Raw genomic sequence first — 24,644 nt, 5'->3', positions numbered from 1 at the left:
AAAAATAGCATCAAAAAATGATGATCAAAGCAAAGTAAATAACCTCCTTAGATTAAGACTATAAGATCAGAAATAAAGTTTAATATAGAGTTGATATGTAATTTAATAGATAAAATCAATCCGACTTTTAACTTAACAGAAGTTTAATTGAGACTTAGTATAGTTAGGTTTAAAATAAAATATTTTCACTAGGATATAACAGAGAAACTGTTATGCTTAAAACCTAATTAATTATAGTGAAAATGAAAAGAAAATACGTATTATCAAGTCTGGTATTACTTTGTGTTATTAACCTAATTCAAGGACAAAGTACTTTGAAAGTAATGACTTTTAATAAATTATTTACAACAAGTTCTAGAACAGTACTTGATGTTATTAGATCGTCTGATGCAGATATTATTGGAATTCAAGAGTCGTATGGAGCAGCACGAAGTGTGGCTAACTCTTTAGGGTTTTATTATCATACAAATAGTCAGAGTGAAGCGATTATTTCTCGTTACCCTATTATTTCTACCAATACATATGGTGTTAAAGTAAAACTACCAGAGGGATTAGAAGTTTTTGTTTTTAATGCCCATTTGACATCATATCCCTATGGGCCATATGATATACGCGATGGTCAAATTACATCAGAATTAAAAGCTATTAACTCAGCTAATAGAGCACGTTCGGCTCAAATGATAAAAATAGTGAATGAGATACAAAAAATGGTGCCTTCTGGAACTCCAGTTTTTTTTACTGGTGATTTTAATGAACCTAGTCACTTAGATTGGACACAACGTGCAGCAGATGAAGGAATTCATATGATGAAAGTAAATTGGCCAACAAGTCAACGCGCAACTAGTATTGGCCTGAAAGATTCATGGCGCATAGTTTACCCTAATGAAATATTAGATCCTGGTAATACATGGACTCCTAATAGATCAGCAAATGAGGTTTATGATCGAATCGATATTATCTATCATCGAGGAGAAAATGTTATCGCTAAAAAGGCCGTACGATATGGACCAACTGGTGATGAAGCAGAAATATTGTTAAATAATTATGCTAGTGATCATAGAGCAATGATGGTTTTCTATGAAATACCAAAACCTGATAATGGAGGGAATATAAGCTACGGTGAGAATTTGATAAAACAAAGTAGTGCAGAGCAAAGTAATCTTGATGCATGGATCCAAGTATCAGGGACCAGTAAACGTGTTCAGGGAGGGCAAAGTGGCTATCCTGATGCTAAAGATAAAGACTATTTTTTTTGGTTAGGTAATTCTGGTACGGGTGAAATCTATCAGAATATAGATGTCGAAAAATATAGAGCCACTATCGATGCAGGCAAACAATCCTTTTTATTTAATGGCTTTACTAGATCATATCGTGGTCGCGATAGAAGTCGAATTAAAGTAGCATATATAAGTGATAGTGAAATTGTATTAGATACTTATGACAGTGATTGGAGAAACACTAGTAGTAATTGGGAACAAATAAATGATGAACGAATAGCTCCCGTTGGTACTCGTAAAATAAAAGTGAGTTTATTTAGTCAGCGAAATAGCGGTACGTCTAATGATGGTTATTTTGATGACTTAACGCTAAAAACTGGAATAAATAATGATGTTCGTGTTGACAACTCAATAGATAAAACTGGTCCGATTGATACTACTGCAAGATTTTCAAATGAAAGTCTTTCCTTCAACGTTTGGCCAAACCCTACAGTGGATAATATTAATTTTTCCCGCAACGAAAATATAAGGGGAGAAGTTACAATTATAGATATGGTGAACCGAATTAAAAAAAGAGTTAACGTTAGTGCAGAAAGGAATACTAAAATCTCGATTAGAGATTTCCCAAAAGGTGGTTATATATTTCAATTTACGGATGAGTACGGAACTATTTATAGAGAATTTATCTTTATAAAATAGTGCTTTTAGCACAAAATAAAGTGTGTCATTAAATCAAAGAATCTCTATTTTACATCTATTTAATTAATATTTGTTCAAAAAAATTTGAAGAATAGTAGAATCACTAATCTTAAAATAAAAAAAGTCGAGATGTAAATCTCGACTTTTTCTTTCATATGTAGCGAGAGGGGGGCACGATCCCCCGACCTCCGGGTTATGAATCCGACGCTCTAACCAACTGAGCTACCTCGCCTTAATTCTCTTATTTTTTAAACAATAAAACCTTTTTATTCGTTCTATTATTTCAGAACTCTTTTTGAAGAATTCCTTAAGAGGGTGCAAATATAAAAACAAAATGGAATGCCGCAAACAATAATGCATAATTAATTTTTTTTTCATTGTCCTTTTAAAGTCGACAATTAATCTATATATTGGCTTACCAACAATTAATGATATGTCTGAAAAAACAAAATATGAACTTGAATTTGTGGTACAGTCTTCGCCGCAACTATTATATCAATATATATCTACTCCATCTGGCCTCTCAGAATGGTTTGCTGATAATGTAAATTCGAGAGGTGAATTATTCACGTTTATTTGGGATGATTCTGAAGAGGAAGCAAAACTTTTAAGTAAAAAAAGCGGTGAGCGTATTAAATTTAGATGGACCGAAGATGAAGATGAAGGAAACGATTACTTTTTTGAATTGCGCATACAGGTTGACGAAATAACTAAAGATGTTTCTTTAATGGTAACCGATTATTCTGAAGAAGATGAGATGAGTGAGAGTAAAATGCTGTGGGATAATATGATAAGCAACCTTAAGCAAGTATTGGGGTCAGCATAATTGCCTTTATTTTATTAACTTTTTTATTCCCCATAGAAATTCAAATTTTATGGGACTTTTTTTATGATCAATATTAATGGAAATCTTGTAAAAGATACAGACGAAAGCTTGTATAAAAATAGAGGATATGCATATGGAGATGCTGTATTTGAAACTATACGTGTAAATGCCAGTGATATTTTATTTTGGGAAGATCATTATTTTAGATTGATGGCCTCAATGCGTATATTAAGAATGCAAATACCCATGCGTTTTACTCCGGAGCTTTTAGAACAAGAAATTAAAGAATTAATAAAAGAGAGTGGTCTGGAGAAAAAGGCCGCCAGAATCAAAATTATTGTACATAGGATCTCTGGTGGTTTATATACTCCAAAATCAAATGAAGTAGAATACTCTATATCCGTATCGTCCTTAGATTCTGGTTTTTATCATATACCTGAAACTTTGTGTGAAGTGACTCTTTTTAAAGATCATTATGTAGCGGCAGATTTACTTTCTACCTTGAAAACTAATAACAAGATAACCAATATTTTGGCTGGTATATTTGCTAAAGAAAATAAGTTTGACAATTGCTTGTTGATGAATTCGAATAAAATGATTATCGAAGCTTTAAATGGAAATTTATTCTTAGTAAAAGGAAATACTATAAAAACACCGCCAATAGTTGATGGTTGTCTTAAAGGTGTACTAAGAACACAATTGTTGAGAATACTTAAAGAACTAAAAGATTATGAGGTACTAGAAGCCTCAATTTCTCCGTTTGAATTGCAAAAGGCAGATGAATTATTTGTTACCAATGTAATACAAGGAATTGTACCTATTACTAAATTTAGGAAAAAGGAGTATACTGTAGAAATAAGCAAACGATTATTGGGTATATTAAATACCAAAATAAGATTGAATACGTAAAATTAAAAGTAGTTAGTTATATGTTGGATCTTCTGGAGCATTAGACCAAAGTAAGTAGTCGCCTCCTAATTCAATCATTTTTTCTTTCCAAAAGGTGTCATATGACTTTACGAATATGTTTTTCTTGTAACTATTTTCTACAATTACCCAAGAATTGGCTTCAAGCTCTTGATTTAATTGTTCAGAATCCCATCCAGAATACCCTAGGAAAAATCGTATTTCATTAGGGGTTATTTTGTTTTCTGAAATGAGTACAGAAACAACAGAAAAATCTCCTCCCCAATAAATTCCTGAAGATATCTCTACGCTATTGGGTATGAGATCAGGAACTTTATGAATAAAATATAAATTATCCTGTTCAACAGGACCGCCATTATAAATTTTAAATTCCGATTCAATTTCAGGAACAAGATCTGCTAATCGATAATCAAGAGGTTTATTCATTATAAAACCAATAGAACCATGTTCGCTATGATCTGCAAGAAGTACTACAGAGCGATTAAAAGACACATCACCGATTATAGATGGTTCGGCAATTAATAGATGTCCTTTTGATGGTTGAAGTGATATCATATGATGGCTTTGATTATCTTAAAGCTAAATAAATATTTCTAATAATCAAAGCTGTTTGGTGTTTTTGTTGGTAATCAATAAAAAAAGCCCTTGATTATCAAGGGCTTTAAATAATATCGAAAAGAGCTGATTAATTTACTGAACTAGATAAATCAGCACCAGCTTTAAACTTAACAACGTTTTTAGCAGCAATTTTGATAGTTTTACCTGTTTGTGGGTTTCTACCTTCTCTTGCAGCTCTTTTAGAAACTGACCAAGATCCGAATCCTACTAAAGAAACACGATCACCTTTTTTAAGGCTACCTTCAACGTTTCCTAAAAAAGATTCTAAGGCTTTTTTAGCCGCTGCTTTTGTGATTCCAGCATCAGCTGCCATTGCATCGATTAATTCTGTTTTGTTCATAATTCTGTTTTTAAATTAATTGTTGGTTAAACCAATCTTTATGTTAAACGCTCTACAAATTTATACGGATTTATGATTTGTGCAAGGATTAGCCCAGTAAATACAGGGTTTTGTTGATAACTCAAGGGGATTGTTAATAAACAATAAAGTTTTTTGATGATTTTTAAATCCTAACTATACTCTAGCCTCAGGCCATTTTGGCGTCTCTGTAAAAAGTATATCCATTTAAGAGGGCATTACTTTCCATTGCTTTTTTTCCAGGGAGTTGTAATTTGGTAATAATTAGATACCCATTGTTAACTGCTACCTTGATCATAGTATCTTCGATCACAATTTTTCCCACTTCAAAATTATGAACTTCTGTTAGGGGTATTGCATTATATATTTTTATGTTTTGTGTTATACCATTATTTTGTAGTTCACACCAAGCAGCTGGATACGGACTTAAACCTCGAATAAGGTTATTAATGATATTAATATCATCATTCCAATCTATTTTTGTATTCTCACGATTTAATTTGTATGCAGTTTTAAATTTGGCCTCTTTAGGTTGTTCTTTTATAGTAAAAGTGTTTTCTTTAATTAATTCTAAAGTTTGTAATACAAGTAATGATCCTTCTGTCATTAGTTTATCATGAAGTACTCCAGCGGTATCATTATCATCAATAGCCACTTCCTTTTGTAAAATGATATGACCTGTATCTATTTTTTCATCAATAAAAAAAGTAGTCACACCTGTTTTTTGTTCTCCATTAATAACAACCCAGTTTATAGGAGCTGCTCCTCTATAATCTGGCAACAGAGATGCATGTAAGTTAAATGTGCCATATTCTGGCATATCCCAAACTATCTTTGGAAGCATTCTAAACGCTACAACTACATTAAGGTTTGGTTTAAGAGCTTCTAGTTCTTTTATAAAATCAGGATCTTTTAAATTTGTTGGTTGTAATATATTTAGATGTTTAGTTAATGCATATTCCTTAACGGCAGAAGCCTTTAATTTTCTACCTCTGCCAGCAGGCCTATCAGGTGCAGTTATAACACCAACAACATTGTATTTGTTTTCAACGATAGTTTTTAAAGTATCGACAGCAAAATCTGGGGTTCCCATGAATATGATTCGTAAATCTCTCATTTTTTTAGTAGTTGGTAATTATTGTTGTGATTTATTTTTATTATTTGATGTGCATTCATTTCACGTAAAACGTCGAGAATAATTTCTTCTGGATAAGCTAACATAGCTATCAAATCTCTTGAAGATAATTTTTTTTCTCGTAAAAGCCTTATAATATCTTCTTGTATTTTAGTTATATCGTGTTTTTTATGATTTTTTTGTTTGTTACTACAAAAACTACAGATACCACATTCTTTAGCTTCTTTTTCTCCAAAGTAATTTAGTAACTGTACACTTTTACATTGACTAATGTTTTCTGAGAATTTGAGTATTGCATTTACCTTTTTAATTTTTTCGTTATTCTGTTCGGTTAAATGATGTTTAATTCTATTAATTGTATGATCATCTTCTCTCGGAACCAAAAAGATGATTTCTGCATCATATTGCTTATAGTTAAAATCGACTAATTCAGAAGTATGAAGTTTTTGTAATAACATAATCACTTCTTTTTCATCTAAATTGACTTTGGAGGCTATAACAGGGATATTTATAGCAATTTTTTCATCAAAGATACCTCCATAAGTTCTCAAAATAGTCTTAAGCACTATTTCGTAATTTTTGTTGTTCTCTATATACGTTAATAATTGGTTCCCAGTGGTGAGTATTTGTAGACTACTTTTTTTTGTGAATCGCTGTGTGAATCGTATAACTCCACAACGGTCAAGAAACTGTAACACATTATAAGATACAAGTGTATTGATATTATACGTTTTACAGAAAGTATGGAAATCAAATTCATGAATAGACTGTTCACCTTCTCCATAAGATATTCGAAAGTAATTACTTAATTTTCTATATACGATTTTAACGGTATCAGTATCTGGTAATACTTTTATAAATTGATTGTTCAGTCTATTGTTATCTGTTTCGTTTTTTAAAAGAAACGCAAAGGCCTTTTTGCCATCTCTTCCGGCTCTTCCTGCTTCTTGAAAGTAACTTTCGATACTTTCTGGGATATTATAATGTATTACAGTGCGTACATTGGGTTTGTCAATTCCCATACCAAAAGCACTAGTTGCTACCATAACACGAATTTCTTCTTTATGCCATAGTTTGAATCTTTTTGTTTTTTCTATAGCGTCTACGCCCCCATGATAATATGAAGCACTGGACCCGCTAGAGTTTAAAAAGTCACTTAGTTCTACAGCTGTTTTTCTGTTTCTTACATAAATAATAGAAGTTCCGGGGTATTTATTTAATATCTGATTTATTTTGTATATTTTATCTTCAGCTTTAATAACCCAATACCCTAAATTAGATCTAAAAAAAGATTGTCTAAATATTTTCGTTTGAAAAAGATCGAGTTCAGAAATAATATCATCAACTACTCGAGATGTAGCAGACGCTGTTAATGCTATAACAGGAGCGGTTGGTTTTAAATCCTTAAGAATTTTTATTTTTTTATAGGATGGGCGAAAGTCGTTTCCCCATTGAGAAATACAATGCGCTTCGTCAACTGCGATAAGATTAATATTCATTTGCTTTAATCGCTCTTTAACGATGTCTTGCTGCAATCTTTCTGGAGAGAGGTATAAAAACTTATAATTTCCATAAATACAGTTGTCAAGTAAGGTATCTAGTTCAGAGTATTTGATACCACTTGGTAAGGCAATAGCTTTAATTCCTTTTGCCTGGAGGTTTGAAACCTGATCCTGCATAAGGGCAATCAATGGTGATATTACAATACAAATCCCTTCTTTAAGTAAAGCGGGTATTTGAAAGCATATAGATTTTCCTCCACCTGTTGGCAATAATGCAAAGGTGTCATTTGCTTCTAAAACAGAATTAATTATTTCTTCCTGTAAAGGTTTAAAACTGTTATGTTTCCAGTACTGCTCTAATATTTGAAGAGGTGAGTTTATCAAAATTATAAAACATTTTCTATAATGAAATCACTACGAACATCTACTTTGCCAAAAGGAACCTCAATGCAATCATATCCAAATGAGGTATACGTTTCATAAAGGTGATGATGTATTTGTAAAGCTTGATCAAAACTTTCATATCGTTCATTATCTGTTTCATGAATATCTTCCCAAGGGGGAAGCAAAAAGATAGTGTCATACTTGTGTTTTTTACAGGCTTCTACGAAACTAGGAGGATTTATTTCATTAGCATAATTCATGTATGCGAGTACATCAGGAATACCTCTATCTAAAAATATTCGTGATGAAATAAGTTCTTGAGCTTCGATAAATTGTTTAATACGTCCTTCAAGAAGTTTTTTGCTAAACAAAGTTGGATCTTCAAGAAACAGTTGTTCAACCCCTTGTTCCTGAGCTTCTAAAGTAACTTGCCGCGATATTTCATGAAGGCACTTTTCTCCAATGCTTTCTAAATGTTTTATAATAGTAGTTTTACCTGTAGATGGCCCGCCAGTAATAACAATTTTCTTGTTTGTCAAAAGAATGGTTTTAATGCAAATCTCGGAATTATAAAGGGATTTTGAAAATAGTATTAATAGAACTATAAAGGTCTGTTAAAGTTGAAATCATTAAAATGAATTTTTAGTACATTAAGTAGCAATTCATGGTTAATTGCTTTATTTAGACTAGTTAAACATAAAAAATCAAAACTCATGCCAGTTTATAATTTAAAAATAAATGGAAAAGCTCATGCCATTGAAGCCGATCAGGATACCCCTCTTTTATGGGTGCTTCGAGATCATTTAGATATGGTTGGAACTAAATTTGGCTGTGGTATCGGTCAATGTGGTGCTTGTACTGTGCATATCGATGGATCTGCTACTAGAAGTTGTTTACTTCAGGTATCGATGATAGAAGATAGCGAAATTACCACTATTGAAGGTATTTCTGAAGATGGTACGCATCCTGTACAACAAGCTTGGAAAGAAATAGATGTGCCACAATGTGGTTACTGTCAAGCTGGACAAATAATGTCTGCAACGGCATTTTTAAATGAAAAAAAGAACCCTAATAGATCAGAAATTCGAGATGCTATGAGTGGGAATATTTGCAGATGCGCTTCGTATAATAGAATAGAAAAGGCGGTAGAACTTGCAGCTAGTAAAATGAGCTAATCAATTTAAATTTCACAAAAAATGAAGAAAAGTGTTTCACCTTCTTTTAGCAGAAGGTCCTTTATAAAAACATCTACCCTTGCTGGTGGAGGAATGTTGATTGGTTTTAATCTTTTTCAAGCGTGTAAACCTGAAGTAGCACCACCTGTTGATATCGCCAAATTGAACTTTAATGATTTTAATGCATTTATAAAAATAGCCGACAATGGTATGGTTACAATTTTTTCGCCAAACCCTGAAATAGGGCAAGGAGTCAAAACTTCTATGCCAATGCTTATTGCAGAAGAACTTGATGTGTCATGGGATAAAGTGCATGTCGTACAAGGGGCTTTAGATACTAAAAATTTTACGCGTCAAGTAGCTGGTGGAAGTCAATCCATAAGACATGGATGGGAACCATTACGTCAAACCGGTGCAACTGCCAGACAAATGTTGGTGAATGCAGCTGCTGCAAGATGGGGTATAGCACCATCAGAATGTAAAACAGAAAATGGAGTAATTACCAATACTAATGGTGATACTTTAGGATATGGAGATGTTGTAAAAGAAGCCGCCGCTTTAGAAGTTCCGGAAAAAGTAGCGTTAAAAGAACCAAAAGATTTCAAAATAATAGGAAAAGATGCAAGTAATGTAGATGTAGAAAAAATTACAACAGGTCAACCTTTGTATGGATTAGATTATAAGGAAGAAGGTATGTCATATGCTGTGGTATTAAGACCTCCTGCTTTTGGTAATAAACTTGTTGATTTTGATGATACAGGTGCCAGAGCTATTAATGGTGTAAAAGATGTAATTAAATTCGGAGATAAAGTAGCTGTTTTAGCCACTAATACATGGGCAGCTATGAAAGGGAAGAAAGCACTAAAAGCCAATTGGACATCTGATGATAAACTTGAGAATACTGAAGATCATGATAAGATTTTAACAGATCTTTTAGGAGGCTCAGAGTTTAACACTATGAGAGCTGATGGTGATGTTAAAAAAGCCTTTGCAGCAGCAGATCAGATAGTAGAAAGAACATATGAATCTCCATTTTTACCACATAACTGTATGGAGCCTATGAACTTCTTTGCAGATGTGACAACAGATAAAGTTCGTTTAGTAGGACCTATTCAAACTCCAGCAGGAACGGCAAGACGAGTAGCTGAATTACTAGATAGAAAACCAGAAGAAGTTTCAGTCGACATGACAAGAATGGGAGGAGGATTTGGAAGAAGATTGTATGGGGATTTTGCTTTGGAAGCTGCAGAGATTTCTAATTTGGCAAAAAAACCTGTAAAAGTAGTGTATTCTCGAGAAGATGACATGTCTGCAGGAATTTATAGACCGGCAATTAAATATAGAATAACAGCTTCTATAAAAGATGGCGAAATTACAGGATATCATCTTAAAGAAGCATCTGTTAATTCAAATATGTATGGATTAATCCCGAATTTCTTTCCTGCAGGTGCAGTAGAAAACTACCAAGTTGATGTAGCAAATTATAATAGCAAAATTACTACGGGTGCCTGGAGAGCCCCATATACTAATTTCTTGTCATTTGCAGAACAAAGTTTCTTTGATGAAGTGGCAGAAATCTTAGAAAAAGATCGTATTCAGCTTCGTTTAGATTTATTACAAAAGGTTAAAGGAACTACAGATGAGCGTATTCAGTACTCTCCTGAACGATTAGAAAAAGTCATAAAAGTTGCTGTAGATAAATCAGGATGGGGTAATGCCAAAGAAGGGGTTTATCAAGGTTTTAGTGCATATTATTGTCATAATACGCATGTTGCCGAAGTAGCTGATGTGGTTCTAGAGAATGATATTCCTGTAGTAAAAAAGGTTACATGCGTTGTTGATTGTGGTATCGTTGTAAATCCTTTAGGAGCTAAGAACCAAATAGAAGGTGGTGTCATCGATGGTGTTGGTCATGCTATGTATGGTGATTTTTCTTTTAAAAATGGAGAGCCTCAGGATGTAAATTTTAACACATACCGATTAATAAGAATTAATGAAACTCCTGTAGTAGAAACCCACTTTATTGAGAGCGATATAGCACCAACGGGATTAGGAGAACCTACATTGCCGCCAGCAGGTGCCGCTGTTGCCAATGCTATTAAAGCAGCAAAAGGAATTCGTTTGTATAAACAACCCTTTATTAAACATATGAAAACTAAAGCCCCTCTTGGGTAGATTTGGGTATATATGACGCACGAATTTAAAGAAATTATAACATCTTATGAAAAAGCCAGACAGCAAGGAATTCTTGCTGTTATGGCTACTGTAGTTGATGTAGAAGGTTCTTCATACAGAAGACCAGGAGTAGGTATGTTAATTTTACAAAATGGGGTTGCCAAAGGAGCTGTTAGTGGAGGTTGCGTAGAGAAAGAAGTATTGCGCCAATCACAATCGGTTTTTCAATCTGGAATTCCAAAAATTATGACCTATGATGGTAAATACCGTCTTGGTTGTGAAGGTATTCTATATATACTTATAGAACCCTTTGATATTGATGAAACTGTAATTGATTCAATAAAAAAACATTTAAGTTCAAGAAAACCTTTTGAAATCACATCGTATTTTTCGAAAACGGAAACGAATAAAAGTATGGGGTCTGTGATTCAGTTTGAAGAAGAGCAGAAAATCTCTTTTTCAAGTAACTTACCACAGACAACCGCATTGCCTTGTTTTCAAAGAATAATGGAACCTTGTTTTCGTTTGATTATTATAGGGGCAGAACACGATGCGGTAGTGTTATGTCAACTAGCTTCTGTTACTGGTTGGGAAATTGAGGTTATTAGTACCCCTCAGAGCCCTAAACAACTTAAAGAATTTCCAGGGGCCAGTAAAATTCATAATTGTGGACCCGAAGATGTAAAGCTTGATCATGTTGATGATCAAACAGCAATTATTTTAATGACTCATAATTTTGCAAAAGATGTATTGTATCTACAGGCTTTAAAAGAGTATAATCCAATTTATATAGGTTTATTAGGTCCTGCTAGACGTAGAGAAAAATTAATTTCAGCATTTATAGAGTACCACCCAGAGATTTCAGAAGAGTTTTTAGATATTTTACATGGTCCAGCAGGATTAAACTTAGGGGCAGAGACTCCTCAAGAAATAGCAATTGCGATAATAGCAGAAATTCTATCGGTAATAAGAAACCAGAAACCAATACCATTACAGGACAAGAAAGGGGCTATTCATGATGATGTAAAACGAAAACATTTAAATGTCCTTTCAAATAAAACCTAAGATTGCTCACCTTATTTTGGCAGCGGGGTCTTCTAGCAGAATGGGGACTCCAAAACAATTATTACGATGGGGAAATACCACCTTAATAAGTCATGCTATCATGCAAACTCTGGAAATTGAAAATGTATCTACTTATGTCGTTTTAGGAGCAAATTATAATTTAGTTTATCAAGAAATAGCCCATTTTCAAGTCACTATATTAAAAAATTCGAATTGGAGTGCTGGTATGGGGACTACAATAAGTTTTGGTGTTAATACGATTCTTAATGAAGATGAATCTTATGATGCGATATTAATTACTTTGGTAGATCAACCGTTACTTGAAAAGGAATATTTGCATGATTTGATTTTAGAGTTTGAAAAGAATAATCATGCTATAATTGCATCAGATCTCGGAGATAGGATAGGAGTTCCTGCCATATTTTCAGGTGTTATTTTTAATGAATTAACAAATTTGAAAGAGGATTTTGGGGCTCGATATATTATAAAGAAACATATTGATAACGTTAAAAAAGTCTCGGCAATAGGCAAAGGGAACGATATTGATACGATAGAAGAATATGATACTCTGTTTAAAGACAAATTTTCTTAATTAGAAAGTAATACTTTGGCTTTTCAACTTTATTTTATAAACAAGATCGCTTATCTTTGGTGCGAAATTTGCGTTAAAGCATATATGAAAAATCAAGAAGAGTTTTATAAAAAATTAAAATTACAATTAGCAGATACGGCCTTATGGCCAACTGCATATTTATATAAGTTTATTGTCCCTACCGATGTTACAAAAATAGAGCAAATAGAAACTATATTTGATAATTTAGGAGCAGTAATTAGTACCAAACAATCACGTAATGGTAAATACACAAGTGTTTCTGTTAATGTGCGAATGAAAAACCCCGATCAGGTGATTCTTAAATATAAAGAAATAGCTGTTAAGGTTGAAGGTGTTATATCATTGTAAATAAATTTCTCCACTCAGGATAACATACTTGTTTTATTTTAGTATTTTGCGAAGCGAATGATATTGTTACGTAATCGTCGCAAATACTTCACTTAAATTTTTTTTCATGATAATTGATAATTTAGAATATAATACAGAAAGAGAAAAACTTATTATACCAGAGTATGGTCGTCATTTACAGAAAATGATAAATCATACTGTTGCTATTGAAGATAAAGAAGAGCGAAATAAAGTAGCAAAGTCAATCATAGCGGTAATGGGTAATTTACAACCTCACCTTCGTGATGTTCCAGAATTTCAACATAAGTTATGGGATCAACTATTTATTATGAGTGATTTCAAACTTGATGTTGATACTCCATTTCCGGTATTAACTAAAGAAAAACTTCAAGAACGTCCTGAACCATTAGACTACCCACAAAATTTTCCAAAATATCGTTTTTACGGAAATAATATTAAGAGAATGATAGATGTAGCGAATAGTTGGGAAGATGGAGAGTTAAAGACAGCTTTGACTTTTACTATAGCTAATCATATGAAAAAATGTTATCTTAATTGGAATAAAGATACAGTAGAGGATATGGCTATTTTTAATCACTTGTATGAACTTAGTGATGGTAAAATTAATCTAAAAGGTAGTACAGAAGATCTAATTGAAGCCTCAAACTTATTAAGAGGAAACAATAAGAAAAAACACTCTAGCAATAATTCTGGTGGTAAAAAGAACTATAGAAGTAGAGGAAAAAAACGTTACTAAATAAAAAGCACCAACTACACGATTACTAACGACTAACTTACGAACAATTACATGGGGACTTTTCAGATCGAAGGGGGACATCAGCTCAAAGGTGAGATTACGCCACAAGGAGCAAAAAATGAGGCTCTTCAAATTCTTTGTGCAGTATTATTAACTCCTGAAGAAATAACAATTTCTAATATACCTGATATTAGAGATGTTAATAAGCTTATTGGTATTCTTAAAAATTTAGGAGTAAAAATTCAAAAAGTTGATAAAGGAACATATACCTTTAAAAGTGATGCTCTTGATTTAGATTACTTAGAAAGCGAACAATTTAAGAAAGAAGGAAGTGGCCTTAGAGGATCTATTATGATTGTTGGTCCATTATTGGCAAGATTTGGTAAAGGATATATTCCACGTCCTGGAGGAGATAAAATAGGAAGAAGACGTTTAGATACACATTTTGAAGGTTTTATTAATCTAGGTGCTACGTTTAGGTATAACAAAGAAGAACGTTTTTATGGAGTAGAGGCTCCAAACGGTTTGACAGGAACATATATGTTATTAGATGAAGCTTCTGTAACTGGTACTGCGAACATTGTTATGGCTGCAGTATTAGCTAAAGGAAAAACTACCATATATAATGCCGCCTGCGAACCTTATTTGCAGCAATTATGCAAGATGCTAAACTCTATGGGCGCTAATATTAGTGGAGTAGGGTCTAATTTATTAGTAATTGAAGGAGTAAAGAGTTTAGTAGGATGTCATCATCGTGTATTACCTGATATGATTGAAATAGGTTCATGGATTGGTCTAGCAGCGATGACTAAAAGTGAGATTACAATCAAAAATGTAAGTTGGGAAAACCTTGGTGTTATTCCAAATACATTTAGGAAATTAGGGATAACTTTAGAAAAAATTGGAGATGATATTTTTATTCCTGCACATTCAAATGGATACCAAATAGAAAGTTATATCGATGGCTCATTTATGACCATAGCAGATGCACCTTGGCCAGGGTTTACTCCGGATTTATTGAGTATCGTGCTTGTGGTTGCCACACAAGCCAGAGGTGAGGTAATGGTACATCAAAAAATGTTTGAAAGTCGTTTGTTTTTTGTAGACAAACTTATTGATATGGGAGCAAAAATTATTTTGTGTGACCCACATAGAGCGACTATAATAGGTCATGATTTTAAGTCTACGTTAAAAGCTACGACAATGGTATCTCCCGATATTCGAGCAGGAATTTCATTATTAATCGCAGCATTAAGTGCTAAAGGAACATCGGTTATTCATAATATAGAACAGATTGACAGAGGGTATGAAAATATAGATGAACGATTACGTGCTATTGGTGCTAAAATTGTTAGAAAAGATTAGTGATATTTCTATAAGAGCTTATATAGTGTAAGGTATGGTAAAATAAAATGTAGATCCTTTATTTTCTTCACTTTCGACCCAGATTTTACCATTTAACATTTCTGTATAAGCTTTAGCAATAGAAAGACCTATACCCGCACCTTCTAAGGCATATCGATCTTCAATATCGGCTTGTACAAAACGATCAAAAATGGCATCTTGTCTATTTTGAGGTATACCAATACCCGTATCTTTTATGTAAAACTCTAAAAAATCATTCTTTAGATGATATCCAAAAGATATAGTTCCTTCATTAGTATATTTAATAGCATTTTTCACAAGATTTGTCAATACAGCATTAAATTTTTCTTTATCAGTTTCTACAACAGCTTTTTCTGTAGGTAATCCATTTTCTAATACTAGTGTAATCCCCTTAGTATCTGTTTCTGGTTTAAAGAAGTTATATAAATAATCTGTTTGTTCATTTATGTTTATCTGGTTAGAGAACATACTTACCTGATTAGCTTCGATTTTTGAAATATCAATAATATCCTTAATAATATTAAGCATTCGTGCACCACTTTCTTTTATAAGGTCTAAATATAGATGCTGCTCATCTCCGGTTAATTTGGGCTCTTTTAAAAGTTCTGCTAATCCCAAAACACCATTCATAGGTGTTCTTATCTCATGACTCATGTTTGCAAGAAAAGCAGATTTAAGGCGGTCACTTTCTTCTGCTTTTTCTTTTAAACGATTTAATTCTAATTCATAAAGTTTAATATTAGTAATATCGGTTAGAGTACCTACATAACCTATAATTTGTTTTTTTTCATTGTATTCGGGAATAGCCTGTCCTAATACCCAGATTACGGTCCCGTCATCTCTTAGAAAACGATATTCGGCATCCGAATCTTTTCTTTTTTCAGCATCATCATACCACCCCTTTTTTAATCGTATTCTATCTTCGGGGTGCACAGCATTAAGCCAACCATCATTTAATGCTTCCTCTTGGGTTAATCCAGAAAGGTCACACCATTTTGCATTAACAAAAGTCGTTTTTCCATCAGCTTTAGTCATAAAAACTCCAACTGGGATAAGGTTAGTTAAAGTATGATACCTGTTTTCTGTAAGTTGTACTGCTTTTTCGGCAACTTCAAACTTTTGCTTATAAGTAAGCGAATAAAAAATATCTTTAAAAGTTAAATAGTTTGTTTGATATACTTCTTTTTCAAAAAACTTTAAATAAATAGTAAATAAAACACTAAAGAAGATTGCCATAAAAACTTTAGCAACTAAACCAGAATAAAGAATAGTACCTACATCTTCAAAATACCAAAAAGAACCAGCAGAAAAAGCTACTGCATCAAAAGCCAATACCAATACCATTGTTATTAAAATTCTAAGAAATAAATGCGAGGTACGTTTGGATATGAATTCATACAGAAAAATAATTAATAAAGAATCTAGATAAAGAATACCTGTGCCGATAAATAGAACAAATACATTGGTGTAGAAGAATTCTGTTGAAATATCAAATGGATTGTAGCTATATGAGCCTTCAATATTTAATCTAAATGATAACAGTAAAAAACATAGTACAATATTGGCTATAACCAATGCATAAATAAGTTTTCTGGCTGTCATTGCATCTTCTTTAATATATATCAATAGTACAGCAAACATCGAAGCAGAAAATAAAACTGTAGATCCTGGTGAAACTAAAAAATGCTCAGAGATTTTAAAATACAAAGTACTTGCTAGAAAAACCTGTATGAACTGAAAAAGCCCAAGAGAAGTAAATAACAAACTTAAACCAAACATTCCTCTTAACCTGAATAGTGTAAGTATCATAGCCCCGGCAATTAAACCTTGTAATAAGAATATTGATATTTGATAAAAGTTTAATGTATCCATATAAATGGTGGCTATAAAGAAAATTGTGCTTACTTTTTAAAGTATAACAGAATTGTAAGTGTTTAGGTTTTTTTAAGTCGTTTAAAGCTACGAACTATTGATAAATTATAATTACGGTTAAACCGTAAATTTATCTATAATTTAGAGCGAATAATTTTTATAAAAAAACATACTAGAAGGTGAGGAGTGTTGTAGATTTATGGTTTACTTTTTGCTAATCGTCAAATATTTTGTTTTTTCGCTAAAAAGATCATATCCCTTGGAAGACTTAAAGAAAAAAATAAGATCCTTTACTAAAGTAAGTGATTCAGATATTGAATTTGGACTTCAGTTTTTCAAAATTAGAAAAATAAAAAAAGGAGAATTATTACTAAAACCTAACCAGTGTATAAATGAATTTTACTTTATGCAAAAGGGGTGTATATCCTATTATACTGTAGAAGAAGGAGTAACAAGAGTAATGGAGTTTTTTACTGAAGGCTATTTTTTTACAGATCTATATGCTTTTATTCAAGATATTCCTTCAGAATCATATCTTGAAGCTCTAGAAGATTCTATTATATACACAATTTCAAAATCAGATCAGCAAAAAGTATACGATCATTCTCATCAATTAGAACGTTTTGGAAGATTATCTATGCAGAGAACTTTTGTGATTAATTTTCAAAGAATTAATCAATTAAGAAACCTTTCTAATCAAGAAAGGTACTTACAATTGTTAGAAAAACGCCCTTCATTGTTTCAACGAGTACCACAATACCTAATAGCTTCGTACCTTGGATTGACACCAGTAGGCTTATCCAAAATTAAAAAGAGACTTAGTAAGAGTTAATAATACAAACTAATTCGTTTTTGTTTATTGTGCACAGGTAAGTTGTGTTTAACTATGTAGCTATTGTATGTCTTATTTAAAAATAGTTAATGGTATCTAAATTTCGGCATTTATTAAACTAGTTTAATGAGAATCTATTAAATATTTACGTACTTTATTGAGGTATTATTACTTAATGTTTTAAAACTTCACACAATGGCTGATAAATATATAGATATTGAAACTCTTAAGTACCTTTTGTATGATGTACATCAATTAGAAGAAGTATTGGATGCAGATCGTTTTGTTGATCATGATAAAGAGTCTTTAGAGTTGTTTATAGATGCGGTAAAGGATTTTTCTGATCGAGAATTGTTTCCTTATATAAAAGAGATGGATGACCATCCTGCCTACTATAAAGATGGTGAGATAATTGTTCATGAGCAAGTTGGGGTAATGATGAAAAAAGGTGGAGAAATGGGATTGATTTCTGGTACTTTTGATTATGATGCCGGTGGATTACAATTGCCAATGATGGCATATACTGCATCTGCTTTTATTCAAGATGCCGCAAATAATCACTTACCTGGGTATGCAGGACTTACAATAGGCTCGGCTGAGTTAATTGTACATTTTGGTAATAAGGAACTTAATGACAAATATGTTCCTAAAATGCTTTCAGGTGAATGGGGAGGAACTATGTGTTTAACAGAACCACAAGCAGGCAGTTCACTATCTGATGTGGTAACAAAAGCAATACCTACGGATAGTGAGTATTATAAAATTTCTGGACAAAAAATATTTATTTCTGGAGGTGATCATCAGTACGCAGATAACTTTGTTCATCTTGTATTAGCTAGAATAGAAGGTGCACCTGCAGGTACCAAGGGTATATCTTTATTTGTAGTTCCTAAAAAACGTTTTGACGATAAAGATGATCTTGTTCCTAATGATGTTACTACAGTTGCTGATTTTCAGAAATTAGGACAAAAAGGATATTGTACTACTCACTTGGGATTTGGTGATACAAACGATTGTCATGGCTGGTTGGTAGGAGAAGCTCATCAAGGGCTTAAATACATGTTTATGATGATGAATGGTGCTCGAATAGCTGTTGGTAGAGGTGCTGCGGCAATTGCTACTGCAGCGTATCAAGCTTCTTTACAATATGCAAAGGAACGTCCGCAAGGTAGAAAACTTACTAGTACAGGAAAGAAAAATCCAGAACAAGGACAAACCTTAATAATTAACCACCCCGATGTGCGAAGAATGTTGATGCAACAAAAAGTTGTGGCAGAAGGTTCTTTAAGTTTAGTACTATTAGCTTCAAGGTATTTTGATCTTAAAGAAACATTACAAGATAAAGTAGAAATAGAAAAATATAGTTTACTACTCGAATTAATTATTCCTATGGTGAAAACCTATCCTTCAGAGATGGGCGCAGAAGCTGTTTCAAATGGATTACAAGTGTTAGGTGGATATGGTTTTTGTACAGATTTTATTTTACAACAGTATTATAGAGACATTCGAATTTTTCCAATTTATGAAGGTACAACAGGGATACAGTCTCAAGATTTGTTAGGAAGAAAATTGCTTATGGAAAATGGTAAAGCTTTACAGCTCTTAACAGAAGAAGTGATGAAAACCATACAAGATGCATCAAAATATGATGATATACGTTCATATGCTAATAGACTTGGAGAAAAGTTGCAACTAACTCAAAAAGTTATAGGCTCCTTAGTAGCATACGCTAAGAAAGGAGATTTTGAACGTTTTCTTTCTGATGCTACACCTTTTATGGAATTCTTTAGTACAATAACGATGTCTTGGATATGGTTAGAAATTGCTGTTAATGCAAAAAAATCCATCATCTCAGGATCAAAAAATCATTCTGAAGACTTTTATGAAAGTAAAATTCATGCGATGAGGTTTTATTTCAAATATGAACTACCCAAAACTACCGGTCTTGCAGAGATTCTTTTTGATAACGAGGTGCTTACGATTGCTACTGAAAAGGAGTTTCTTGGATAATTTAAAGAATCAGTTTTCTTATTAAATTAAAATTATAACATATTTATCTATAATGAGTAGTATAAAACAATCATTCAACTTAGAAGGAAAAGTTGCTATTGTAACAGGTTCTAGTAAAGGAATAGGAAAAGCTATTGCTCAAGCTTTAGCTGAGCAAGGAGCCAAAGTAGTTATCAGTAGCAGAAATCAGGATGCAGTTGATGAAGTGGCAGAAGAATTTAAAAAAGCGGGTTGGGAAGCTATTGGTATTGCATGTCACATAGGAAAAGCTGAACAAAGAAAAAGCCTTATAGAAAAAACAATAACACTTTTTGGTGGCATAGATATTTTGGTAAATAATGCGGCAATTAACCCTATTTATGGCCCTATTGAGGATGCTGAAGAGAGCGTTTTTGATAAAATAATGGATGTTAATGTAAAAGCACCATGGATGTTATCTAATCTAGTATTGTCTTCAATGAAAGAAAGAGGAGGGGGTAGTATTATTAATATTGCGTCTGTAGAAGCTTTACACCCAGGAGCAGGATTAGGGTTGTATAGTACAAGTAAGGCTGCATTATTGATGTTAACAAAAAACCAAGCAAAAGAATGGGGACAATATGGTATAAGAGCAAATGTTGTTTGTCCCGGGTTGATAAAAACCAAGTTTAGTGCTGCGCTCTGGCAAAATGAAAAATTACTTCAAAAAATAGAAAAAACACTGCCTACTTCTAGAATGGGAATGCCCGATGAGATGGCAGGGATAGTGTGTTTATTATCTTCAGAAGCAGGTGCATATATGACTGGTGGCGTTTATAATGCCGATGGCGGATATATGATTGCAGGATAAATTATTCATTGATTAGTAAAATCTGTATGAGGTGTTAAAAGTATATAAGAAATGAATTTTGAATACTCAGAAAAAATAATAACCCTTCAAAAAAAATTAAATACCTTTTTTGAGGAACATATATTGCCCATAGAGGACCATGTAACAACATTTAATTACAGCGCAGAAAATAGATGGAAACGTTGGCCGGGAATAGAAGATCTAAAAGAAAAGGCAAAAGAAGCAGGGTTATGGAATCTTTTTTTACCTAAGAGTTATGGTGAATTGAGTCCTGGTCTTACAAATCTAGAATATGCTCCATTAGCAGAAATTATGGGGCGAGTATTATGGTCTTCAGAAGTTTTTAATTGTAATGCTCCCGATACTGGAAATATGGAGGTTTTGGCAAAATATGGATCGCCTCTACAACAAGAACAATGGTTAAAACCTTTGATGAATGGTGATATTAGATCAGCTTTTTTAATGACCGAACCTCAAGTAGCTTCGTCTGATGCAACAAATATCGAGACTTCTATAATCAGAGATGGAGACGACTATATCATTAATGGCAGAAAATGGTGGTCCTCTGGAGCAATGGATCCTCATTGTAAAATCGCTATTGTTATGGGTAAAACAGATCCAAATGCCCCAAGACACCAACAACAAAGTATGGTTTTAGTTCCTATGGATACTCCAGGGTTAAAAATAATAAGACCTTTATCAGTTTTTGGTTTTTATGACTCTCCAGAAGGGCATGCAGAAATTGTATTAGAAAATGTAAGGGTGCCTAAAGAAAACTTAATACTAGGAGAAGGAAGAGGTTTTGAAATTGCTCAAGGACGCTTAGGACCAGGACGTATTCATCATTGTATGCGCTTGATAGGCATGTCACAACGTTCTTTAGAATTGATGTCTCAAAGAGCTTCCGAACGTATCGCATTTGGAAAAACATTTAAAGATTATAGTAGTATTCGACAAGAAATAGCTCAGTCTCAGTGTGATATTGAACAAGCAAGATTGTTAACCTTGTCGGCTGCAGATAAAATGGATAAGAAAGGTAATAAAGCCTCTAAAGATTTGATAGCTATGATTAAAATTGTAGCACCTAAAATGGCATTAAATGTCATCGACAGAGCTATACAAATTCATGGTGGAAAAGGAGTAGGACCGGATACCCCATTATCACACTTTTTTGTTGCAGCACGAATGTTACGTTTGGCAGATGGACCAGACGAGGTGCATATGTATCAATTAGGAAAAAGTGTTATTAACGCTTATTCCAAAAATAAAACCTAAGTATCATTGAATTTAATAAGAAATAAAAATTAAAATAATCATTCGATAGTATCGGTTGTTATTCTAGGGCAAGAAATTATGCAAAACGTACGTAAAGGGGAAGAATTAAATGAAAAGAAATTAAAGATATTTCTTCAACGAGAAGGTTTGATTACTAGTAGTCTTAGTGATTGGCAGGTTACGCAGTTTACACACGGTTATTCTAATCTCACGTATTTGTTAGAAATAGAGGACAAAGAATATGTGCTGCGTAGACCACCTTTTGGTGCTATAAAAAGAGGGCATGATATGGGAAGAGAATTCAATGTGCAGTCTAATATATATCGGTCATTTCCTAAGGTTCCAAAAATGTATTCTTATACCGAAGACGATACTATACTGGGATGCCCATTTTATATTATGGAAAAAGTAAATGGCATAATTCTTAATGTAAAAGAAGCAAAGAAAAGGACTATAGCTTCATCAGATTTTAAAACTATAGCACATTCGTGGTTAGATACATTTGTAGAGCTGCATGCTATAGATTATAAAGCAGCTGGATTGATAGATTTAGGAAAACCAGAAGGGTATGTAGAACGACAAGTTACCAATTGGGGAAAACAATACCTCAAAGCCGCTACAGAAGATGTGTTAACTGCAAAAAAGGTTATGAGATGGTTGCAAGATAATCAACCGAAGAAATATGATTATAGTTTGGTTCATAATGATTTTAAATATGATAATATTGTCTTTAAAGATGACCAATGGAACGATGTTACTGCTGTTTTAGATTGGGAAATGGCTACTTTAGGAGACCCATTAATGGATCTAGGAACATCATTAGGATACTGGACAATGGCTACTGATCATGCGTTCGTACAACAAGGGATTCCTTCACCTACAATCATGGAAGGTAATCCGGGAAGAAGTGAAATAGTAGAACTATACCTACAAAAAAGTGGAAGAAAAGTAAATAATTTAATTTTTTATTACGCTTTTGGATTGTTTAAAATAGCGGTGATAGCACAACAGATTTATTATAGATATAGTAAGGGTTTGACAACTGACCCTCGTTTTGCAGAACTTAATAAAGCTTCAGAGTTACTTTGTAATGTAGCGTTACAAGCTATCCAGACAAAAAAAATAGATTAGAATAAGATAATAAGAATAAAATGAATTATTTAACACCAACATATTATTTTGATTATGAAACAGAAGAGATTCAAAAGTTGATCAAAGAATATGATACAACAGAATTGACAGAGAAAGAAAAGGCAATAAAAATATACCTGAAAATAAGAGATGATTGGCGATACGATGCTTATCATATTAACCTTTCTAAAAAGTGTTTTAAAGCTAGTTTTATAGCTAAAAAGTCTAAGGGCCATTGCGTAGATAAATCTATCTTATTAGTTGCTTGCTTAAGAGGATTAGGAATTCCTGCTCGAATTCACCTGGCTAAAGTCAAAAATCATATAGGTGTTGAACGATTAATTCAAAAATTCGGAACAAATGAATTAACACCGCATGGTATGGTTAACGTGTTACTGAATGATCAATGGCTTAAAATATCACCAGCATTTAATAAAGCATTATGTAGAAAGTGTAATGTTGCTCCATTAGACTTTGATGGAGAAAATGACTCTATTTTTCAAGAATATAATAATGAAGGGAATGTTTTTATGGAATATCTAGATGATTATGGTCATTTTAACGATGTTCCTTTTGATTTTATTCTGGAAAACCTAAACGTACATTACCCAGATATTGTTAAACAATTTGAAGGAAAAAAAGAGATTATACTTTAGGTAGTAAAAAAGAATAAATTAAGACTGTATATAACCAGTAGTATTGTTTAAAACAATAAAATTTTATTTAAAGAATATAAGATGGAAGTAAAAGATAAGATCGTAATTGTCACAGGTGCAGGTTCTGGAATAGGAGCAGCTACAGCAAAACATTTTGCTAAATATAATGCTACTGTTATAGTTTCTGATATAAAAAAACAGAAAGCCCAAACTGTAGTTGAAGAGATTATAAAAGAAGGAGGAAGTGCAGTTCCCATTGAAGCTAACGTAGCCAATTTTGAACATGTAGAACAACTTATCGCTAAAACGGTAGATCAGTTTGGTAGGTTAGATGTTATAGTTAACAATGCAGGAATTGGACCTAGAAATATGGCTAAAACAGGAGAATATACATTAGAGGATTGGGATAGCGTAATTGCTGTAAATCAAACCGGAGTTTTTTATTGTATGAAATTGGCATTGCAACAAATGATGAAACAAGGAGGGGGAAATATTGTGAATATTGCATCATTAGCAGGGTTAAAAGCTTCGCTTAATAATTTATCATATAGCGCTAGTAAATTTGCAGTAGTTGGTATGACCAAGTCTGCAGCTTTAGAATATGCGACGAAAAATATACGTATTAATGCTGTTTGTCCTGGATATACAGAATCTGCCCTATTAGAAAAACTATTATCAGTAAGACCAGATATGGATCAGATGCTAAAAAGTGTTATCCCAATGAAACGTTATGGACAAGCAGACGAAATAGCAGAGGCAGTGGTTTGGTTGGCATCGGATACTACTAAGTTCATCACGGGGCAAACAATAACTCTAGATGGTGGAACTTCTTTATAATTTTTTTACATATTACA

The 24,644-nt window shown here is 32.9% G+C and carries 23 protein-coding genes and 1 tRNA gene; 17 read left to right on the top strand and 7 right to left on the bottom strand.

Features of this window, described 5'->3' with window-relative positions:
* Positions 1 to 242: 242 nt before the first annotated feature.
* A complete protein-coding gene (locus D1816_RS06445; RefSeq protein ID WP_066308964.1) occupies positions 243 to 1,916 on the top strand; it encodes an endonuclease/exonuclease/phosphatase family protein in 1,674 nt (557 codons plus the stop codon).
* Positions 1,917 to 2,074: 158 nt separating this feature from the next.
* Here the strand turns inward: D1816_RS06445 and D1816_RS06440 are convergent.
* A tRNA-Met gene (locus D1816_RS06440) sits at positions 2,075 to 2,148 on the bottom strand.
* Between the two features lie 201 nt (positions 2,149 to 2,349).
* Between D1816_RS06440 and D1816_RS06435 the strand changes: the two genes are divergently transcribed.
* Both D1816_RS06435 and D1816_RS06430 read left to right on the top strand, forming a co-directional pair.
* Positions 2,350 to 2,742 carry an START-like domain-containing protein gene (locus D1816_RS06435; protein WP_066308965.1) on the top strand — a complete coding sequence of 131 codons (393 nt, stop codon included), beginning with the start codon at positions 2,350 to 2,352 and terminating at the stop codon, positions 2,740 to 2,742.
* A 63-nt stretch (positions 2,743 to 2,805) separates the two neighbouring features.
* Positions 2,806 to 3,651 carry an aminotransferase class IV gene (locus D1816_RS06430; protein WP_066308967.1) on the top strand — a complete coding sequence of 282 codons (846 nt, stop codon included), beginning with the start codon at positions 2,806 to 2,808 and terminating at the stop codon, positions 3,649 to 3,651.
* Between the two features lie 12 nt (positions 3,652 to 3,663).
* Here D1816_RS06430 and D1816_RS06425 read toward each other — a convergent pair whose 3' ends face one another.
* From D1816_RS06425 to D1816_RS06405, 5 genes are all read right to left on the bottom strand, one after another.
* Positions 3,664 to 4,224 carry a YqgE/AlgH family protein gene (locus tag D1816_RS06425; RefSeq protein ID WP_066308968.1) on the bottom strand — a complete coding sequence of 187 codons (561 nt, stop codon included), beginning with the start codon at positions 4,222 to 4,224 and terminating at the stop codon, positions 3,664 to 3,666.
* Positions 4,225 to 4,354: 130 nt separating this feature from the next.
* Positions 4,355 to 4,627 carry an HU family DNA-binding protein gene (locus D1816_RS06420; protein ID WP_027391128.1) on the bottom strand — a complete coding sequence of 91 codons (273 nt, stop codon included), beginning with the start codon at positions 4,625 to 4,627 and terminating at the stop codon, positions 4,355 to 4,357.
* 187 nt (positions 4,628 to 4,814) lie between these two features.
* Entirely contained in the window at positions 4,815 to 5,762 is a 948-nt protein-coding gene (fmt, locus tag D1816_RS06415) for a methionyl-tRNA formyltransferase (RefSeq protein ID WP_118501692.1), read from the bottom strand.
* Complete coding sequence (locus tag D1816_RS06410; protein ID WP_369887287.1) at positions 5,759 to 7,666, bottom strand: ATP-dependent DNA helicase RecQ; 1,908 nt, start codon at positions 7,664 to 7,666, stop codon at positions 5,759 to 5,761. The genes fmt and D1816_RS06410 overlap by 4 nt, the downstream gene beginning before the upstream one ends.
* Positions 7,667 to 7,668: 2 nt before the next feature.
* The gene (locus D1816_RS06405) at positions 7,669 to 8,205 is read right to left on the bottom strand and encodes an AAA family ATPase (RefSeq protein ID WP_118501690.1); all 537 of its coding nucleotides are present in this window, start codon (positions 8,203 to 8,205) and stop codon (positions 7,669 to 7,671) included.
* Between the two features lie 174 nt (positions 8,206 to 8,379).
* On the opposite strand from D1816_RS06405, the gene D1816_RS06400 reads away from it, so the two are divergent.
* From D1816_RS06400 to murA, 7 genes are all read left to right on the top strand, one after another.
* Complete coding sequence (locus D1816_RS06400) at positions 8,380 to 8,841, top strand: (2Fe-2S)-binding protein (RefSeq protein ID WP_066308978.1); 462 nt, start codon at positions 8,380 to 8,382, stop codon at positions 8,839 to 8,841.
* A 21-nt stretch (positions 8,842 to 8,862) separates the two neighbouring features.
* The gene (locus D1816_RS06395) at positions 8,863 to 11,016 is read left to right on the top strand and encodes a xanthine dehydrogenase family protein molybdopterin-binding subunit (protein ID WP_118501688.1); all 2,154 of its coding nucleotides are present in this window, start codon (positions 8,863 to 8,865) and stop codon (positions 11,014 to 11,016) included.
* Positions 11,017 to 11,028: 12 nt separating this feature from the next.
* A complete protein-coding gene (locus D1816_RS06390) occupies positions 11,029 to 12,081 on the top strand; it encodes an XdhC family protein (RefSeq protein WP_118501686.1) in 1,053 nt (350 codons plus the stop codon).
* Positions 12,059 to 12,673 carry an NTP transferase domain-containing protein gene (locus tag D1816_RS06385; protein WP_118501684.1) on the top strand — a complete coding sequence of 205 codons (615 nt, stop codon included), beginning with the start codon at positions 12,059 to 12,061 and terminating at the stop codon, positions 12,671 to 12,673. The genes D1816_RS06390 and D1816_RS06385 overlap by 23 nt, the downstream gene beginning before the upstream one ends.
* A gap of 84 nt (positions 12,674 to 12,757) precedes the next feature.
* Positions 12,758 to 13,042 (top strand): DUF493 family protein, encoded by a 285-nt coding sequence (locus D1816_RS06380; protein WP_066308987.1) that lies wholly within the window; start codon positions 12,758 to 12,760, stop codon positions 13,040 to 13,042.
* A 106-nt stretch (positions 13,043 to 13,148) separates the two neighbouring features.
* Positions 13,149 to 13,799, top strand: coding sequence for a DUF4290 domain-containing protein (locus tag D1816_RS06375; RefSeq protein ID WP_066308988.1), 651 nt, complete (start codon positions 13,149 to 13,151; stop codon positions 13,797 to 13,799).
* A 51-nt stretch (positions 13,800 to 13,850) separates the two neighbouring features.
* A complete protein-coding gene (gene murA, locus D1816_RS06370; protein ID WP_118501682.1) occupies positions 13,851 to 15,164 on the top strand; it encodes a UDP-N-acetylglucosamine 1-carboxyvinyltransferase in 1,314 nt (437 codons plus the stop codon).
* An 18-nt stretch (positions 15,165 to 15,182) separates the two neighbouring features.
* Here the strand turns inward: murA and D1816_RS06365 are convergent, their stop codons facing one another.
* Entirely contained in the window at positions 15,183 to 17,057 is a 1,875-nt protein-coding gene (locus D1816_RS06365) for an ATP-binding protein (RefSeq protein ID WP_066308991.1), read from the bottom strand.
* 259 nt (positions 17,058 to 17,316) lie between these two features.
* Between D1816_RS06365 and D1816_RS06360 the strand changes: the two genes are divergently transcribed.
* From D1816_RS06360 to D1816_RS06330, 7 genes are all read left to right on the top strand, one after another.
* Positions 17,317 to 17,889 (top strand): Crp/Fnr family transcriptional regulator, encoded by a 573-nt coding sequence (locus D1816_RS06360; RefSeq protein WP_158597784.1) that lies wholly within the window; start codon positions 17,317 to 17,319, stop codon positions 17,887 to 17,889.
* Between the two features lie 195 nt (positions 17,890 to 18,084).
* Positions 18,085 to 19,899 carry an acyl-CoA dehydrogenase gene (locus D1816_RS06355; RefSeq protein WP_118501678.1) on the top strand — a complete coding sequence of 605 codons (1,815 nt, stop codon included), beginning with the start codon at positions 18,085 to 18,087 and terminating at the stop codon, positions 19,897 to 19,899.
* Between the two features lie 52 nt (positions 19,900 to 19,951).
* Positions 19,952 to 20,728: an SDR family NAD(P)-dependent oxidoreductase gene (locus tag D1816_RS06350; RefSeq protein WP_066308998.1), complete on the top strand. Its 777-nt coding sequence runs from the start codon at positions 19,952 to 19,954 to the stop codon at positions 20,726 to 20,728.
* A gap of 51 nt (positions 20,729 to 20,779) precedes the next feature.
* A complete protein-coding gene (locus tag D1816_RS06345; RefSeq protein WP_118501676.1) occupies positions 20,780 to 22,003 on the top strand; it encodes an acyl-CoA dehydrogenase family protein in 1,224 nt (407 codons plus the stop codon).
* 78 nt (positions 22,004 to 22,081) lie between these two features.
* Positions 22,082 to 23,134 (top strand): phosphotransferase family protein, encoded by a 1,053-nt coding sequence (locus D1816_RS06340; protein WP_118501674.1) that lies wholly within the window; start codon positions 22,082 to 22,084, stop codon positions 23,132 to 23,134.
* 20 nt (positions 23,135 to 23,154) lie between these two features.
* A complete protein-coding gene (locus D1816_RS06335) occupies positions 23,155 to 23,790 on the top strand; it encodes a transglutaminase family protein (protein WP_066309008.1) in 636 nt (211 codons plus the stop codon).
* 81 nt (positions 23,791 to 23,871) lie between these two features.
* The gene (locus D1816_RS06330; RefSeq protein ID WP_118501672.1) at positions 23,872 to 24,627 is read left to right on the top strand and encodes an SDR family NAD(P)-dependent oxidoreductase; all 756 of its coding nucleotides are present in this window, start codon (positions 23,872 to 23,874) and stop codon (positions 24,625 to 24,627) included.
* The last annotated feature ends 17 nt before the right edge of the window (positions 24,628 to 24,644 follow it).

It is taken from the genome of Aquimarina sp. AD10, assembly GCF_003443715.1.
Classification (GTDB): domain Bacteria; phylum Bacteroidota; class Bacteroidia; order Flavobacteriales; family Flavobacteriaceae; genus Aquimarina; species Aquimarina aggregata.
The sequence above is the reverse complement of the archived record's forward strand: the minus strand, read 5'-3'. Positions and strand labels throughout refer to the sequence as shown.